This window comes from Nocardia sp. CA-084685 (assembly GCF_050955785.1).
Classification (GTDB): domain Bacteria; phylum Actinomycetota; class Actinomycetes; order Mycobacteriales; family Mycobacteriaceae; genus Nocardia.
On record NZ_CP192094.1, the window covers coordinates 3553720 to 3569574 of the forward strand.

Sequence of the window (15855 nt, forward strand, 5' to 3'; positions counted from 1 at the left end):
TATCTGACTATAATAGTCAGTGACGCTGACTAAAGTAACGGAGGCCGCGATGGGCCGGGATGCGCAGTGGCGGGTCATCGAGCAGCAGCGACGTGCCGTCGCCGATGTACTCGACGACCTGGTGCCGAATGAGTGGGAGCTGCCGTCGCTATGTGCGAACTGGCGGATTCGGGATGTGGCCGCGCATATCGCATTGGCGCCGCAACCGCCCGGTCCGGTGGATATGGTTCGCGAAGGGTGGCGGGCGCGCGGGCGGTTCCATCGGATGAATCACGATGTGTCCGTTCGGTATGCCGACGCGAAACATGACCTCGCCGCGGAGATCCGCGCGCATGCGGCATCGCGAAAGTTGCCGCTGGTCACCAACTATCGCAATATCCTCTTCGACATCATGGTGCACGGTCAGGACATCGCGATCCCGACCGGCAGGCGGCTCGAACTGCCGATCGAAGCCGCGGCGACGGCGGCCACCCGGGTGTGGACGATGGGGTGGCCGTTCTGGGCGAAGCATCGGCTCGAGGGCTTTCGGCTGGTCGCGACCGACGCCGACTGGGCGGTCGGCGCCGGAGACGAGGTATGTGGCCGCATCGCCGACCTGCTGTTGCTGACGACGGGCCGCTCGGTTGTCATGCCGCGCTTGTCCGGCGCCGGTGTGGGCAAGCTCTGGATGCGCTTGTCGTATCGAAATCTCGTCCGCGGGGGCGCAGTCGCATCGAGGAGTCGCGACCGGGCATCATGCGACGCTACGTCGCAGATAATCGGCGGTAATGGACCGCTGATCGTCGAGTAGTGCCGAAGGTGTTCCGGTGAAGACGATTTCGCCACCGTGCTTGCCGCCGTCCGGTCCGAGATCGATCACCCAGTCGGCCCGTTTGACAACCTCGAGATCGTGTTCGATGACGATGACCGTATTGCCCGCGTCGACCAGCCGATCCAGCAGGGCGATCAGCGCGTCGACATCGGCCATGTGCAATCCGGTGGTCGGCTCGTCGAGTACGTAGATGCCGCCGCTTCGGTGCAGGTGGTCGGCGAGTTTGATGCGTTGACGTTCACCGCCGGACAGTGAACTCAGCGAGCGACCGAGCGTCAGATAGCCGAGACCCACCTCGTTCAATGCCCGCAACGGGGCCCGAATCTTGGTGCCCGCATTGCCATTCCAGAAGTCGAGAGCCTGCTCCGCGGTCATATCCAACACATCGGCGATGGATGCACCGCGCACGACATAGCTCAATACTTCGGGACGGTAGCGGCGTCCGTGGCAGCTCCGGCACACCGCGGTGATCGGATCCATATACGCCAGATCAGTGAAAATGACACCCGCACCGCCGCATTCGGTGCACGCACCCTCGGAATTGAAGCTGAACAGTCCGGGCTTGACGCCGTGCTCCTTGGCGAACACCTGCCGCATCGGGTCCATGATGCCGACATAGGTGGCGGGGCTCGAGCGTCGGGAGGCGGCGATGGTGGACTGGTCCACCGCGATCGCCTGCGGGTAGGCCTGCGCGAACGCGCCGGATACCAACGTGCTCTTGCCCGAACCCGCCACACCCGTGACCGCGGTGAGCACGCCGGTCGGGAACCGTGCGGTGAGATTCTTCAGGTTGTACGAGTCCGCGCCGGTGACTGTGAGCCAGCCGGTCGGTGTGCGGCTCGCGCTTTTGACCGGTTGCACCCGCCGTAGCCGCTCACCGGTCGACGTGCCCGACGTGCGCAGCTTGTCGACGGTGCCCTGGAAGACGATCTGACCGCCGTGTCCGCCCGCGCCCGGTCCCATATCCACGATGTGGTCGGCGACGGCGATGACGTCGGGAGAGTGTTCGACCACCAGCACCGTATTGCCCTTGTCGCGCAACTGGATCAGCAACTTGTTCAAACGGCCGATATCGCGCGGATGCATGCCGACGCTGGGTTCGTCGAAGATGTAGGTCATCCCGGTGAGGCTGGAGCCGAGATGCCGAACGACCTTGAGTCGCTGTGCTTCACCGCCGGAAAGCGTGGCTGTCTCGCGATCCAGCGAGAGATAACCGAGACCGACCTCCTCGATCCGGCGCAGCCGGGCAATGGCGGCATCGGCGATCGGTGCGGCGGCGGTCTTATCGAGCTCGCCGAGTACTTCGATGAGATCGGATACCTCCATGCGGCCGAAGTCGGCGATGCCGAGCCCATTGATCCGGCTCGCCAGTGCGGCGGAATTCAACCGAGCGCCGCCGCATTCGGGACAGGTCCGGGCATATACCACCTCCATCGCCGCTGCGCGAATCTTGTCGCTCAGCGCACCGAGGTCGCGTTTGATGTATAGCCGGTCGAAGCGCTCCAACAGTCCCTCATAGGCATTGCTGCCCATCGAACCGGTCTTGTTCGGACGTGGCACCCGGAATCCATTGCCGCGCAGGAACAACTGCCACTCATCCGGGGTGAAGTCACGTAAGGGCTTGTCCGGATCGAAGAGGCCGGACTCCGCGTAGATCTGCCACTGAAATGTCCCCACCGCGAACGGCGGAAAGTTGATGGCACCCTCGTTGAGTGTTTTCGCGGTATCGAGCAGCTTGTCCAGATCCGGTCGCACGACTTGGCCCAGCCCGCCACACTCCGGACACATGCCCAGCGGGTCGTTGAACGAATAACGCGTTGCCTCACCGGCACTCGGCTCACTGTACCGCGAGAACAACACCCGAATGATGGACTGGATATCGGTCATGGTGCCGACCGTGGAGCGGGAATTTCCGCCGATGGGCTTCTGGTCGACCACCACCGCGGGAGCCAGATTGTCGATCACATCGGCCTCGGGCCGCTCGTACTTGGGCAGTCGATTGCGGATGAACCAGGTGAAGGTCTCATTGAGCTGACGCTGCGATTCAACGGCCACGGTGCCGAAGACCACCGACGATTTGCCCGACCCGGATACGCCGGTGAAGACGACGATCTTGCCTTTGGGGATGGCCAGGGAGATATTGCGCAGGTTGTTCGCGCGGGCCCCGATGATCTGGATGGTGTCTCGGTCTGCGTTCACAATCGCCACGGTAGGTGTCAATGAGGTCGGATTCGGTCCTCATTCGGGCGGATACTGGACTCTGTGACCGAGACCGCTGCCCGCCTGCTGCAACTGCTGTCGCTGTTGCAGACCCGCCGCGAATGGACCGGCCCCGAGCTGGCCGAACGCCTCGGCGTGACGGTCCGGACGGTGCGCCGCGATATCGAGCGGCTGCGCGAACTGGAATATCCGGTGCACGCCAGCCTCGGTTCGGTCGGCGGCTACCGACTGGAGGCCGGTACCGCATTGCCGCCGCTGCTGCTCGATGACGAAGAGGCCGTCGCGATCACGCTCGGGCTGCGCAATGCGGCACTGGGCGCGGTCGAGGGGATCGACGAGTCATCGGCGCGGGCGCTGGTGAAGCTGCAACAGGTGCTGCCCGCCCGATTGCGCCACCGAGTCGAGGCGGTGCGGTCGGCGACGGTGTCGCTGGGCGGTCCGGCCGCCGGACCCATGGTCGACCCGGAAACCCTGGTCGTATTGGCCGCCGCCTGCCGTGACCGCGAACGTATCCGTTTCCGCTACCGCGATAAAGGCGACATCGAAACCCGCCGCCTCACCGAACCGCACAGCCTCGTCTCCGCGGGCCGGCGCTGGTATCTGGTCGCCTGGGATATCGACCGCGCCGACTGGCGCACCTTCCGCGTGGACCGCGTAGATTCTCCGTATCCGATCGGAATACGCAGTGCCCCACGGCAATTGCCTACCGAAGATGCCGCCGCCTTCGTCACTCAGTCCCTGGCGCGATCCCGCCCGCTGCGCCGAGTCGTCTTCCTCGTCCACGCCCCGGCCACGCAGCTGATCGACACCTTCCGGGTTCGCCCCGAGGAAATCGAGCCCATCGACGACAAATCCTGCCTGCTCCGCACCACCGCCGATTCGCTGGAATGGACCGCGGTACGAATCGTCCATCTGGGCCTGGAATTCGAGGTCAGAGAACCGCCGGAGATGGCGGAAATGTTGGCTGATCTCGGCGCGAAACTACTGCGTGCCGCCGGAGCGAGTTGAACACAGGTGGGAGCTGGGCCGGACGCGCACCCGCACAATTCCCTCGACTCGCCGTGCCGACCGGTCTATACCTCGTTGCGCATCTGGGCGGTGATGATGCGCTGGTAGCCGGAACCGAAGATCCTCGGCAGCAAATCGATGACGCGAGCATCGGTGCCGATGAGGATCTTGGCCTTATCCTTTCGGATACCCCGCAGGATGGTCTTCGCCGCGGATTCGGGTGTGGTTTTTGCCAGTCTGTCGAAGTTGGCGGCCAGCGCATCGCGGTCGCGATCTCCGCCCGCGCGGGCCTTCCATGCGATTTCGGTCTTGATCATGCCGGGATGGACGCTGCTGACCCCGACCGGGTGGCCCGCGATCTTCATCTCCTGACGCAGCGCGTCGGTGAAGCCGCGAATGCCGAATTTGGTTGCGTTGTATGCGGCTTGGCTCGGGCAGGCGGCTAGTCCGAACATGCTGGAGACGTTGGCGATATGACCGTCACCGGAGGCGATCACCTGTGCCAGAAAGGCTTTCGTGCCGTACATGACGCCCCAGAAGTTGATATCGACGATCCACTCGAAGTCCTCCCAGGTCAACTCCTCGATATTGGCGGTGAGCGAGACGCCCGCATTGTTGACCACGAGATTGGCCGGGCCGAAGTCGGATCGGACCTCATCGGCATGGGCGTAGACGGCGCCACGGTCGGTGACATCCAGTGTGTAGGCCCGCGCCTTGGCGCCCGCCTGCTCGCACAACGCGGCGGTTTCGGCGACATTGGCCAGGTTTCGGCCGGACAATGCCAGCCTCGCGCCGTGGTCGGCGAGCTCGAGCGCGAGTGCGCGGCCGATGCCCGCGCCCGCGCCGGTAATGACGACGACCTTGTCCTCAAAGTTCTTCACAGCAGGTGTCCTTGGCTATTTGGTGGTGTAGCCGCCGTCGGCGACGAATTCGGAGCCCGTGCAGAAACTCGCCTCATCGGAAATGAGGAACAGCACGAGATCGGCCAGCTCGCCCGGTGCCGCCGCGCGGGGCAGCGGCTGGTCGTGCACCATCGAGTGCGAGCGATCGGAGTCGGCGGTCATTTCGGTGGCCACGACGCCGGGATGTACCGAGTTGACCCGGATGCCGTCGGCGCCGAACTCCTGGGCGGCGGCCTTGGTCATCCCGCGCACCGCCCATTTGGAGGCGACATAGCCGAGGATATTGCTGAATGCGATGATGCCGCCGATCGAGGAGATATTGACGATCGAGCCGCCGCCCGCCCGGCGCATCGACGGCACAACGGCTTTCATACCGAGGAATACCCCGACCTGGTTCACATCGATCACCCGGCGGTAATCCGCTTCGGCGAGCCGCTCGATCGGGTCGACGTGCACGATGCCCGCATTATTGACCAGTCCGGAGACGGGCCCGAAGCTGCGCTCCGCCTCGGCAACCACTGTGGCCCAGGCGGGTTCGTCGGTGACGTCGAGGGGACAGAATATTGCCTGTTCGCCTAGCCCGGCTGCCACCGCCTTGCCCTCGTCGAGGAGCACATCCGCAACGACCACCGATGCGCCCTCGCTGACCAGCCGACGGGCGAATGCCGCGCCCATACCGCGCGCACCGCCGGTCACGATGACTGTTTTGCCATTCACTCGGTCCACGTCATGCTCCAGGGGTTTCGAGATCGGCGATGTGATTGGCGGCGATATAACCGAAAACCATGGCGGGTCCGATGGTCGCGCCCGCGCCCGCGTAGCTATTGCCCATCACAGCGGCTGAATTGTTGCCCGCCGCATAGAGTCCGGCGATCGGCGCGCCGTCTTCGTGCAGCACGCGCGAGTGTTCGTCGGTGACCAGGCCGCCCTTGGTGCCGAGATCGCCAGGCACCATCTCCACCGCGTAGAACGGTCCCTGATCAATAGGTGCCAGACAGGGATTCGGTTGCACAGTCGGGTCGCCGTAATAGCGGTCGTAAGCGGATTCACCGCGATGGAAGTCCTCGTCACGTCCGGCACGCGCGAAGCCGTTGAACCGCTGTACCGTTGCGTTCAGGGAATCGGCCGGAACACCGATCTTGGTGGCGAGTTCGGCGAGGGTGTCGGCCTTCTCGATGATCCCGGCATCGAAATACTTCTGCGGGATGGCCTGTTTCGGGAAGGTACCGAGGAACAGGTATCGATCGCGAAAGCGCTGATCCATGATGAAGTGCGCGGGCACATGACCGACACCGGTCGCGTGTCGCTCGTACATGGTGTGTACCACGTCGACATAGCTGGCCGATTCGTTGGTGAACCGCTCGCCCGCATCGTTGACCATGATCGCGCCGGGCTGGGATCGCTCGGCCAGGCAGAAGAACGGCGGCCCGTCCGGATTGCGGACCGACGGTCCCCACCAGGCATCGTCCATCAAATCCAGTGCGGCGCCGATCGTTTCACCGGCTCGGATGCCGTCACCGACGTTCTCGGTCGCGCCGACGGTCCAATCGGTGCTGACCGGCCCGGTGAAGAACTGTTTACGCATCTGCAGGTTGTGCTCGAAACCGCCAGCGGCGAGCACCACACCGCGCCGCGCGCGGATGACGATCGGAACACCATCGCGTTCGGCGCGCACTCCGACCACCGCATCGTCGGCGGTAATCAGCTCGGTGAGTGGCGTATTCAGCCAGATCGGCACATCCGCATCGCGCAGTGCCAACCACAGCCGGGCCACCAGCGCCTTACCCAGACTCAGCGGCTGCCGTCCACGGATCCGGTTCAGCACCGCCTTGACACCGACCTTCACCGCGGTGCGCTTACCCTTCCAGGTCCGCGCGATCATATTCAGATCGTGGAAGTCGCTGACGGTGAAGGCGATGCCCTTCGGCCCGGACATGGTCGGCCGGTTGATGAGCTCCAGATCCTTGCCGAGCAGGCGGCCGTCGATAATCGCTGGCTCGATGCTGCGACCCTGCGCGAGCCCGCCGGGAAGTTCCGGGTGGTAGTCGGAATAGCCGCGGTCGTAAACGAATTGGAGGTGGTTGGTGCGTGCGCCGAGATAGGTCATCATGCGCGGGCCGTTGTCGAGGAATGCGTCCTGCTTGGCCTGCGGAACTCGATCGCCGACAACGGATTTCAGATAGACCCGGGCAAGATCCGGACTGTCGGGCACGCCCTCGCGCACCAGCACCGGATTGTTCGGAATCCATACGCCGCCGCCCGAGCGGGCGGTGGAACCGCCGAAGCTGGCGCTCTTCTCGATCAGCACCACCGAAAGTCCGCGATAGGCGGCGGTGAGCGCGGCGGTCATACCCGCCGCACCCGAGCCGACGACCACGACGTCGTAGGTATATTCCTCGGACATCTGGCTCTCTTTCCCTAGTACCCGGCGCCGGTGAGCATGCCGCCGTCGATGACGACCTCGGTTCCGGTGCAATAGCTCGCGGCATCCGAGGCCAGGAAGACGGCCGCCTCGGAGACCTCGCCGGGCTGTCCCCAGCGCGGAATGGGCAATCCGGCGAAGAAGGTGTTGCCGTCGACGCCGGAGCCCGCCGCGGCCGTCATCGGTGTCGCGATGCCGCCGGGATGGATGGAGTTGACCCGGATTCCGTTCGCGCCGAGCTCGCGCGCGGCCGATTTGGTCAGTCCGCGAATCGCGAATTTGCTTGCGCTGTAGGCCGATAGGCCCGCGGCGCCGACGAATCCCTCGACCGAGGAGATATTCACGATCGCGCCACCGCCGGTCATCGCGGGCGCGGCGGATTTGATGCCGAGCCAGGTGCCGGTGACATTCACCGTCATGATCCTGGTGAAGTCGGTCAAGCTCATCTCGGCGATGCGCTGGAATCGCAGCAGACCGGCATTGTTGACGAGCACATCGAGCCTGCCGAATTCCTCCACCGCGGTCCGCACCGTGGTCGCCCAGTCCGCCTCGCTGGTCACATCGTGGTGCAGATAGCGCGCGCCGGTTTCGGCGGCCAACTGTTCGCCCTGCTCGTCGAGGACATCGCCGAATACCACTCGCGCACCCTCGGCAATGAAGCGGCGGACATGTTCGGCGCCCATCCCGCGCGCTGCGCCGGTGATCAGCGCGACCTTGTCATCGAGTCGACCCACGTCAGGTCCGTCCTTTCTCCGGCGTCGGTTCGAACGCCGTGTGCGAAATCGACGCTATGGGCGCGCGGGCGGGGCGAACCGGAATAGTCCCATCCACCGAGACATGCAGCTGACCTCAACAAGAGCATCGGAAATATTTCTACTAGGCATATTGAAATGGGGAATGGCGGCCGACGGAGTCGGTGGGGTGGGAAGAACAGAGTGGAGGCAATGCATGAAGTTCTCGATGATCTTCGAGGCACAGATGACCGATCCGTCGGCCGATCATGAACGGCAGGTATTGCGCGACTGTGTCGAGCAGGCGGTGCTGGCCGAGGAGATGGGTTTCGATACCGTCTGGGCGGTCGAACACCATGGCTTGAAGTGGTACGCGCACATGAGTGCCCCGGAGATCTTCCTGACCTGGGTGGCCGCGCGCACCGAGCGGATCAGGATCGGCCACGGCGTGGTGTGCATGCCGTTCAATTTCAATCACCCGGTGCGCGCGGCTGAACGCGCGGCCATGCTCGATGTGCTCTCCAACGGACGGGTGAATCTCGGCGCGGGCCGCGGGGCCACCCCGCAGGAAACCTCGATGTGCGGTGTCGATCCCGACCGCACCTATCAGGAGGTCGAGGAGTCGCTGCGCATTATCGGTAGGGCCTGGCAGGATCCGGAGGGCGAATTCGAATGGCACGGTGAGCTGCTCGATATCGATCCGCATCCGATGCTGCCGCGTCCGGTGCAGCTGCCGCATCCGCCGCTATTCATGGCGTGCACCAAGAAGGAAACACTGAAGCTGGCCGCCGACTACGGAATCGGCGCGCTGGTTCTGGGTTTCGCGGGTGTGGAGGAGATCGCCGAACTGCGCCGCACTTATGACGCGGCCATTGCCGAGCGGACGGGGGAGAAGTTCGTCTCCACGGTCGTCAACGACCACTTCGCCGCGCTGTGCCCGACGATCGTGCTGAACGACCGGGCGAAGGCACAGCAGATCGGCGCGCGTGGGCAGCGGTTCTTCGCGCAGTCCATCAAGCACTGGTACGGCGCGGGCCCGGTGCCGGACGAAGCAATCGATCCGACGGTGGACGAGGTGGCCAGGATTCGCGAAGCCGCCGATGAGCATGTGGCGTACCTGCACGAAGCGAAGATTCCCGTGAAGGCAGGTGCCACTTCGGTTTTCCATGCCGAGCACGCGTACGGCAGCCCGGAGGACGCCATCGCCTATGTCGAGCGGCTGCAGGCGGCCGGCGCCGACGAGATCTTGTGCCTGATCCAGATGGGGACGGTGCCGCAGGAGGCATGTCTGGAGACCATTCGGCACTGGGGCGAGAAGGTCATTCCGCACTTCAGGAAAGCGGCGCGAGCCGGAGACATCGGGCAGAGCGGGGCAGCGGAAGGCACCGAGACAACTGAATTCGTAGGAGCTTGAGATGATCGATCTCACTGGCAAAGTCGCCCTCATCACTGGTGCCGCACGGGGCCAGGGCGAGCAGGAAGCCCGGTTGTTCGCCGCCGCGGGTGCACGCGTCGTCCTCACCGATGTGCTGGAATCCGAAGGCAAGGCAGTCGCCGAATCCATCGGTGATTCCGCCCGTTTCGCCCCGCACGATGTCAGCAGCGCCACCGACTGGGCCGCCGCCGTCGAGACCGCGGTCGTCGAATTCGGTGGCATCGATGTGCTGGTGAACAATGCGGCGATCTACACTGCCAAGCCGCTTGTCGAAACCTCCGCTGCCGAGCTCGAACGCATTCTGCGCATCAACCTGATCGGTTCCTTCCTCGGCATCCAGGCCGTCGTGGATCCGATGCGGGCGACGGGTGGTTCGATCGTGAATATCTCGTCGCAGGCCGGATTGCAGGGGCTGATGGGACATTCCGCCTACGGTGCGTCCAAATGGGCGCTGCGCGGGTTGACGAAGACGGCCGCGCTCGAGTTGGGACCGCTCGGCATCCGGGTGAACTCGGTGCATCCGGGTCCGATCGCGACACCGATGATCGGGCATCTCGGGCTGAGCACCGGGCCGGGTAGCTTCCCCTCGCTACCGCTTGGTCGCGTCGGATTGCCTTCGGAGGTGGCGGATTTGGTGGCATTCCTCGCCTCCGATGCCGCGGCGTTCATCACCGGTGCGGAATTGGCCATCGACGGCGGGTTGTCGGCGGGACAATTCATCCCCCCGGATGCGCTGCCGCCGGTCGGAGCCGTGGGCGAGGGATAGGCATGCCCCTGAAGCCTGAAGCCCAGGTGATCGTCGATCTCGCCTCGGCGGCGTTTCCCGCGCTGGGCACCGAAGTGCTCGATGCCGCTGAGGCGCGTCGGATACTTGCCGCGCGCCCGGCGGCCCAGGTCGATGCGATTGCGGTGGGGCGGGTCGAGGAGCGTTCGGTACCGGGACCTGCTGGGGTGGAGCGGGTCCGGGTCCGAATGTATTGGCCCGCCGACCCCGGTGCCGACCTGCCGGTGGTTTTGTTCTGCCATGGCGGGGGTTTCGTGATCTGTGATCTGGACAGCCACGATCAGCTGTGTCGCGCGATGAGTAATGGTGTCGGTGCGATCGTGGTTTCGGTCGACTATCGGCAGGCCCCCGAAAATAGCTTCCCGGCCGCCGCTGAGGATGCGTTCACGGTCCTGAAATGGATTGCGGCCCAGGCCGCTTCCTTCGGTGGCGATCCCGCTCGCATCGCGGTGGCCGGTGACAGCTCCGGCGGCAACCTGGCCGCCGTCACGGCATTGATGGCCCGGGATCACACTGGCCCGAGCATCGCCCATCAATTGCTCATCTACCCGATGCTCGATCCGGCCCGTGACACCGCCTCGTATCGGGAGAATGCTCACGGTTACTTCGTCACCGACGACCATTTGCGCTGGTATTGGGAGCAATATCTCGCCTCGGCCGCCGATGCCGAAAACCCCTACGCCGCACCACCGCGTGCGACGGACCTGTCCGGACTCCCGCCCGCCTACATCATCACCGCCGAATTCGATCCACTCCGTGATGAGGGCGAGGTCTACGGGCAGCGGCTGCGCGATGCGGGAGTCGAGGCCGTCACGATCCGTTACAACGGGCAATTCCACGGTTTCTTCAGCATGGCCGATAACCTCTCGGATGCGAAAGACGCCGCCGACCAAGCATTTTCGGCCGTGCGCCGAGCATTGGAGCAGCCATGACCGTCGAACGTCTCGCCGCCATATTCCCTGCCGAGAATCTCACCGCCGCAATAGATCTGCTCACCGCGGTACTCGGCAGGACCGCAACGTTCGTCGATGGTGATCGGTGGGCGCAATTCGATATCGGAGCGACCCGGGTCATGCTCGCCGGTGCCGACGAACGCGACATCCCCTCGCTCGCTGTGAAGGTCGGCGACCTCGACGAGACCCTCGCACGCCTGCGTGCCGCTGGGTTCGCGGCCGACGATCCGGTGATCGGTTCGCACGAACGGCGTACCTCGGTCCGCCCTTCCGTCGAATCGCCATGGGCGATCGTCCTGTACGAGCCCGCTGTCGGATAACGGCCAGTGTGGCTCGGATAACTTCGCGTGCCGTCTTCCATACGCTACCGTATGGGTGTTCCATACGGTAGCGAATGGAGATGGGTCATGGTTCGAAATATCCACCAGCGGGAGTACCCGGTGCCTGCGGATCAGCTCGGCGCGTTGCTCGCCAGGGCGGCGGAACCGGACAGTCCGGTGTGGCCGCCCGGTTGGCCCGCACTGGTCCTCGACAGGCCGCTCGGGGTCGGTGCCGACGGCGGACACGGCGTCATCCGGTATCGGTGCACCGAGTGGGTGCCGGGCCGCCGCATCGAGTTCACCGTCGCGCCCGGATCCTTCCTGGTCGGTACGCACAGCCTCGAGGTGCTGGACGGTCCGTGGCCGGACAGCAGCATCCTGCGCCACGAGATCGACTGCCGCCTACGCGGTATCGGCTACCTGCTGTGGCCGCTGGCCATCCGCTGGATTCACGACGCGATGATCGAGGCGCTGCTCGACCGAACCGCGGTCTCCCTCGGCCACCCACCCGTAACCCCGGCCCGCCCATCCCCATGGGTCAATTTCCTGCGGTGGATCATGAAGCGACGCCCATCGGCACGGGCGGCCGCACCGGCATAGCCGGATAAAGCAGCAGCGTAAGCGGTCACTCGTCGGTTACTGTCGCGGATAACCGGACTAGGCCTCATCTTCGGCAGGAAAGTGGGGCGGCAGGAGGCTTTCATGGCGTTGTCGGCGCAGGATCGGTTCGAAATCGGTGAGCTGATCGCGCTGCACGGTCATCTGATGGATGCGGGTGAGCTCGATCGGATGGATGAGCTGTTCACCGCGGAAATCGTTTACGACCTCAGCGATTTCGGGGCTGGTGAGCTACGCGGGATTCCGGCGCTGCAGGAGGCCGCGGTCGCGCTCGGCAATGGAAATCCGGTCGGGCATCACATTACGAATGTGATCATCGCCGAGGTGGACGGTGTGGTTCGGGTGCGGTCGAAGGCGATCGGGATCTATGCCGACGGGACCAGCGGCAGCGTCGAATACGACGATACGGTCGTGCGTGCGGCAACCGGCTGGCGCATCTCCTATCGCCGAGTGATCGCGCACCGGGCCGCACTGGGTGGGCGGGCGACCAGATCGGTGTAGGGCGACAAACCGACCGCTTCTCCACTTTTCTCGACTACATATTTGTTAGCCGTATACGGACGATGGTGCGTTGATATCGTCGCGGCCATGTCGGATATGCGGGACGCTCATCTCGGAGCCGAGCCTCCCACCGACCGCCGGGTGCGGCCCAGGATGGACCCGGAGCGGTCACTGCCGGACAAGATCGAGGTCGACGACGAGGAGAAGCCCGCGCGGATATTGCGCGGACGGACCGAGTGGGTGGTGGCGACGGCCGTGTTCGCGGTCGCGTTGCTGGTGCTGTGGCAGGTCTTTCGGCCGCTGGCGCAGGGAAGTCAGTACTATCTCGTGATCTTCCTCGCCGGGACATTGCCGGTGGTGTTTCTGGCCTATCGGTCCGGGCTGCGATGGTTCGATCGACGGGATGGTCCTGGTCGGCTCGACTGGTTGCTGGCGGTGGTCGCGCTGGTGGTGTGCCTGTATCCGGTGCTGCCGATGGCGATCGGTTCCGGCGGTGGCGGGTACAACGCATTCCTGGATCGGCAGGGTCTCTTCGATTCCGTCGATATCGCCATGGGCACGGTGCTGTTGGTCTTGGTGCTCGAGGCCTGTCGGCGCACCACGGGCTGGGTGTTGCCCGCGGTGTGCCTGGTATTTCTCGCTTACGGTTACTACGGCGGATATCTGCCACAGCACTGGACCATCGCGCACGCCGGACTCGACTTCGGGCAGATCATCGATGCGCTCTACAACTCCGGTAGCGGGTTCTACGGCACGCCATTGGATGTCGCGGCCAGCTACATCGTGCTGTTCACCCTTTATGGCGCGGTACTCGAATTCTCCGGTGCGGCACAGTTCTTCGTCGACCTGTCGGTCGCGGCCTTCCGGCGCTCGCGCGGCGCGGCCGGACGCACCGCCGTGGCATCGGGATTCCTGCTCGGCACCGTCTCGGGATCGGGCACCGCGACCGCGGTGACCGTCGGAGCGGTCACCTGGCCGATACTGCGGCGCGCCGGATATCCACCCGAACAGGCGGCGGGTGTGCTCGCGGCGGCCGGTGTCGGCGCGATCCTGTCACCGCCGACGTTGGGTGTCGCCGCCTTCATCGTCGCCGAATATCTCGATGTCTCCTATGTGACAGTGCTCGGGTGGGCGATGATCCCAACCCTGCTGTACTACCTGGGAATTCTGCTCGCGGTGGAGATCGATGCGCGCCGGCTCGGTGCCGAGTCCGTCGAGATCAGCACCACCCCGGCGTGGCGGCTGCTTGCCCGATTCGGCTACCACTTCCTGTCTTTGATCGCGATCGTGGTGCTGCTGCTGATCGGCGTGAGCGCCGCCCGCGCCGTGGTGTACGCCAGCGCACTGGCTTTCGTGCTCGCCTTCCTCGACGCGCGCATCCGCGCCGAGGCTCGCTCACCGCGACGGATCTTCCAGATGCTCGGCAGCGGTGTGCGTTCGGCGCTGCCGGTGGTCGCCGTGTGCACATCGGCGGGGGTGATCACCGCGATCGCCACCAAGACGGGACTCGGCGCGCAACTGGCAGCACTGCTGGTAAGTGCGGGAAAGGCGTTATCGGACAATCACACGGTGGTGTTGGCATGCACCGTGGTGCTGGCCGCGCTCGCACTCGCGCTGCTCGGACTCGCCGTTCCGGTGACCGCATCGTTCATCATCGGCTGGGCGATCATCGGTCCGGCGCTGCTCGCACTCGATGTATCCCCATCCGCTTCGGCGATGTTCGTCTTCTACTACTCGGTGCTATCCGAGGTGACGCCACCGACCGCACTGGCCGCGGTGGGCGCGGCGGCCATCACCGGTGCGCGTGCGGTGCCGACCATGTGGCAGGCATTGAAGTACGCGCTGCCCGCCTTCCTGGTGCCGATTGTGTTCGTGCTCAGCGGCCCCGGCGAATATCTGCTCGGACATGGTCCGGTGCTCGGTGTGCTCTGGACGACGATCGTGGCCGGGGTCGGCGTTGCCGCCTTGGCCGCCGCGACCGGCGGCTGGATCCTCGGTATAGGTCCGGCCGGACTTCCGGCCCGGCTGCTCGCCGCGGTAGCCGGACTGGCACTGCTGTATCTGGAACCCGGCGCGCTCGTCGTCGGCCTTGCCACGCTGACCGCGGCCGTCGGGCTAACGCTGCTCTCACGAAGGAGGACGACTTGAGAAGAGTTGCCATAGGATTCGCCGTCGCCGTGGTGTCGGCCGGATTGCTGACCGGATGTGGGGGCCGCCGCGACACACCGCAGTCCGACACCGGCGGTGCGGTCACCTGCGAGCTCGAGACCGACACCCGTGTCGGCATCGCGACGGGCAATTCGACCGGCGTGTACTTCGCCCTGGGCAATGCCTACGCCGACCAGATTTCGCAGGCCACCGGCGGCAAGGTGAAGGCGACGGCCGCCGAAACCGGTGCTTCGGTGCAGAATATCCAGCAATTGGTGGCAGGCACCTATCAGGTCGCATTCGCGCTAGCCGATACCGCCGCCGACGCAGTGCTCGGCAATGCCAGCTTCGACGGGAAAAAGCAACCGGTGCAGGCTCTTTCGCGGCTCTACCCGAATTACACCCAGGTGATCGTGCGCACCGACGCCGATATCGAATCGGTCGCGGATCTGCGCGGTAAGCGGGTCTCCACCGGCTCGCCCAAGTCCGGCACCGAGGTGATCGCCCAGCGGATACTGCAGGCGGCTGGGCTGAACCCGGACCACGATATCGAGGCCCAGCGCCTGGATCTCACCAAGACCGTGGACGGTATGAAGGATGGCTCCATCGACGCCATGTTCTTCTCCGGCGGCCTGCCGACCCCCGGTATCACCGATCTGTTGACATCGCCCACGGGCAAGGTGCGTTTCCTCGATATCCCCGAACTCACCGGCAGCATGCACGCGGTGAATTCGGTCTACGAGGAGGGCACGATTCCGGCCACCGTCTACGGGCTGTCCGCCGATGTGAAGACCATTGTCGTGCCGAATCTGTTGCTGGTGCGCGATGATCTGGACGCCGATCTGGCGTGTGTCCTCACCAAGACACTGTTCGATCGCAAACCCCAACTGGAACAGGCCAATTCCGCGGCGAAAGGGATCAACCGCGACTCCGCGACGATTACCGCACCGGTGCCCTTGCATCGCGGCGCGGCGCACGCCTTGACGAAGTAGTGCCGTTTCG

At 64.8% G+C, this 15855-nt stretch carries 15 protein-coding genes; 10 read left to right on the forward strand and 5 right to left on the reverse strand.

The annotated features are described in order from the left end of the window. Positions 1 to 19: 19 nt before the first annotated feature. Entirely contained in the window at positions 20 to 790 is a 771-nt protein-coding gene (locus ACQP2U_RS16250) for a maleylpyruvate isomerase family mycothiol-dependent enzyme (protein ID WP_433715433.1), read from the forward strand. Here ACQP2U_RS16250 and ACQP2U_RS16255 read toward each other — a convergent pair. Continuing rightward, positions 734 to 3010 carry an ATP-binding cassette domain-containing protein gene (locus ACQP2U_RS16255; RefSeq protein ID WP_433715434.1) on the reverse strand — a complete coding sequence of 759 codons (2277 nt, stop codon included), beginning with the start codon at positions 3008 to 3010 and terminating at the stop codon, positions 734 to 736. The genes ACQP2U_RS16250 and ACQP2U_RS16255 overlap by 57 nt on opposite strands. A 63-nt stretch (positions 3011 to 3073) precedes the next feature. Between ACQP2U_RS16255 and ACQP2U_RS16260 the strand changes: the two genes are divergently transcribed. Beyond that, positions 3074 to 4039, forward strand: coding sequence for a helix-turn-helix transcriptional regulator (locus ACQP2U_RS16260; RefSeq protein ID WP_433715435.1), 966 nt, complete (start codon positions 3074 to 3076; stop codon positions 4037 to 4039). A gap of 65 nt (positions 4040 to 4104) precedes the next feature. On the opposite strand, the gene ACQP2U_RS16265 is transcribed toward ACQP2U_RS16260, so the two are convergent. Genes ACQP2U_RS16265 through ACQP2U_RS16280 form a run of 4 tightly spaced genes read right to left on the reverse strand, consistent with a single transcriptional unit; the run spans position 4105 to position 8097 of the window. Continuing rightward, positions 4105 to 4920: an SDR family NAD(P)-dependent oxidoreductase gene (locus ACQP2U_RS16265; RefSeq protein ID WP_433715436.1), complete on the reverse strand. Its 816-nt coding sequence runs from the start codon at positions 4918 to 4920 to the stop codon at positions 4105 to 4107. Between the two features lie 15 nt (positions 4921 to 4935). Next, positions 4936 to 5667 (reverse strand): glucose 1-dehydrogenase, encoded by a 732-nt coding sequence (locus ACQP2U_RS16270; RefSeq protein WP_433715437.1) that lies wholly within the window; start codon positions 5665 to 5667, stop codon positions 4936 to 4938. A gap of 1 nt (position 5668) precedes the next feature. Beyond that, positions 5669 to 7345, reverse strand: a complete 1677-nt coding sequence (kstD, locus tag ACQP2U_RS16275) for a 3-oxosteroid 1-dehydrogenase (protein WP_433715438.1) — start codon at positions 7343 to 7345, stop codon at positions 5669 to 5671. 14 nt (positions 7346 to 7359) lie between these two features. Continuing rightward, complete coding sequence (locus tag ACQP2U_RS16280; protein ID WP_433715439.1) at positions 7360 to 8097, reverse strand: glucose 1-dehydrogenase; 738 nt, start codon at positions 8095 to 8097, stop codon at positions 7360 to 7362. Positions 8098 to 8311: 214 nt separating this feature from the next. On the opposite strand from ACQP2U_RS16280, the gene ACQP2U_RS16285 reads away from it, so the two are divergent. The 8 genes from ACQP2U_RS16285 to ACQP2U_RS16320 all read left to right on the forward strand — a co-directional run bounded on the left by ACQP2U_RS16285 (position 8312) and on the right by ACQP2U_RS16320 (position 15845). Beyond that, entirely contained in the window at positions 8312 to 9508 is a 1197-nt protein-coding gene (locus tag ACQP2U_RS16285) for an LLM class flavin-dependent oxidoreductase (protein ID WP_433715440.1), read from the forward strand. A gap of 1 nt (position 9509) precedes the next feature. Then, positions 9510 to 10295 (forward strand): glucose 1-dehydrogenase, encoded by a 786-nt coding sequence (locus ACQP2U_RS16290; protein WP_397034739.1) that lies wholly within the window; start codon positions 9510 to 9512, stop codon positions 10293 to 10295. A gap of 2 nt (positions 10296 to 10297) precedes the next feature. Continuing rightward, a complete protein-coding gene (locus ACQP2U_RS16295; protein ID WP_433715441.1) occupies positions 10298 to 11245 on the forward strand; it encodes an alpha/beta hydrolase in 948 nt (315 codons plus the stop codon). Next, on the forward strand, positions 11242 to 11586 hold the full coding sequence (locus tag ACQP2U_RS16300) for a hypothetical protein (protein ID WP_433715442.1): 345 nt from the start codon (positions 11242 to 11244) through the stop codon (positions 11584 to 11586). Before ACQP2U_RS16295 ends, ACQP2U_RS16300 begins: the two co-directional genes overlap by 4 nt. An 87-nt stretch (positions 11587 to 11673) precedes the next feature. Continuing rightward, positions 11674 to 12186 carry a hypothetical protein gene (locus ACQP2U_RS16305; RefSeq protein ID WP_433715443.1) on the forward strand — a complete coding sequence of 171 codons (513 nt, stop codon included), beginning with the start codon at positions 11674 to 11676 and terminating at the stop codon, positions 12184 to 12186. 102 nt (positions 12187 to 12288) lie between these two features. After that, on the forward strand, positions 12289 to 12705 hold the full coding sequence (locus ACQP2U_RS16310; protein ID WP_433715444.1) for a nuclear transport factor 2 family protein: 417 nt from the start codon (positions 12289 to 12291) through the stop codon (positions 12703 to 12705). Between the two features lie 153 nt (positions 12706 to 12858). Continuing rightward, positions 12859 to 14853 (forward strand): TRAP transporter permease, encoded by a 1995-nt coding sequence (locus ACQP2U_RS16315; protein WP_433716485.1) that lies wholly within the window; start codon positions 12859 to 12861, stop codon positions 14851 to 14853. Further along, positions 14850 to 15845 carry a TAXI family TRAP transporter solute-binding subunit gene (locus ACQP2U_RS16320; protein ID WP_433715445.1) on the forward strand — a complete coding sequence of 332 codons (996 nt, stop codon included), beginning with the start codon at positions 14850 to 14852 and terminating at the stop codon, positions 15843 to 15845. Before ACQP2U_RS16315 ends, ACQP2U_RS16320 begins: the two co-directional genes overlap by 4 nt. Positions 15846 to 15855: the final 10 nt, after the last annotated feature.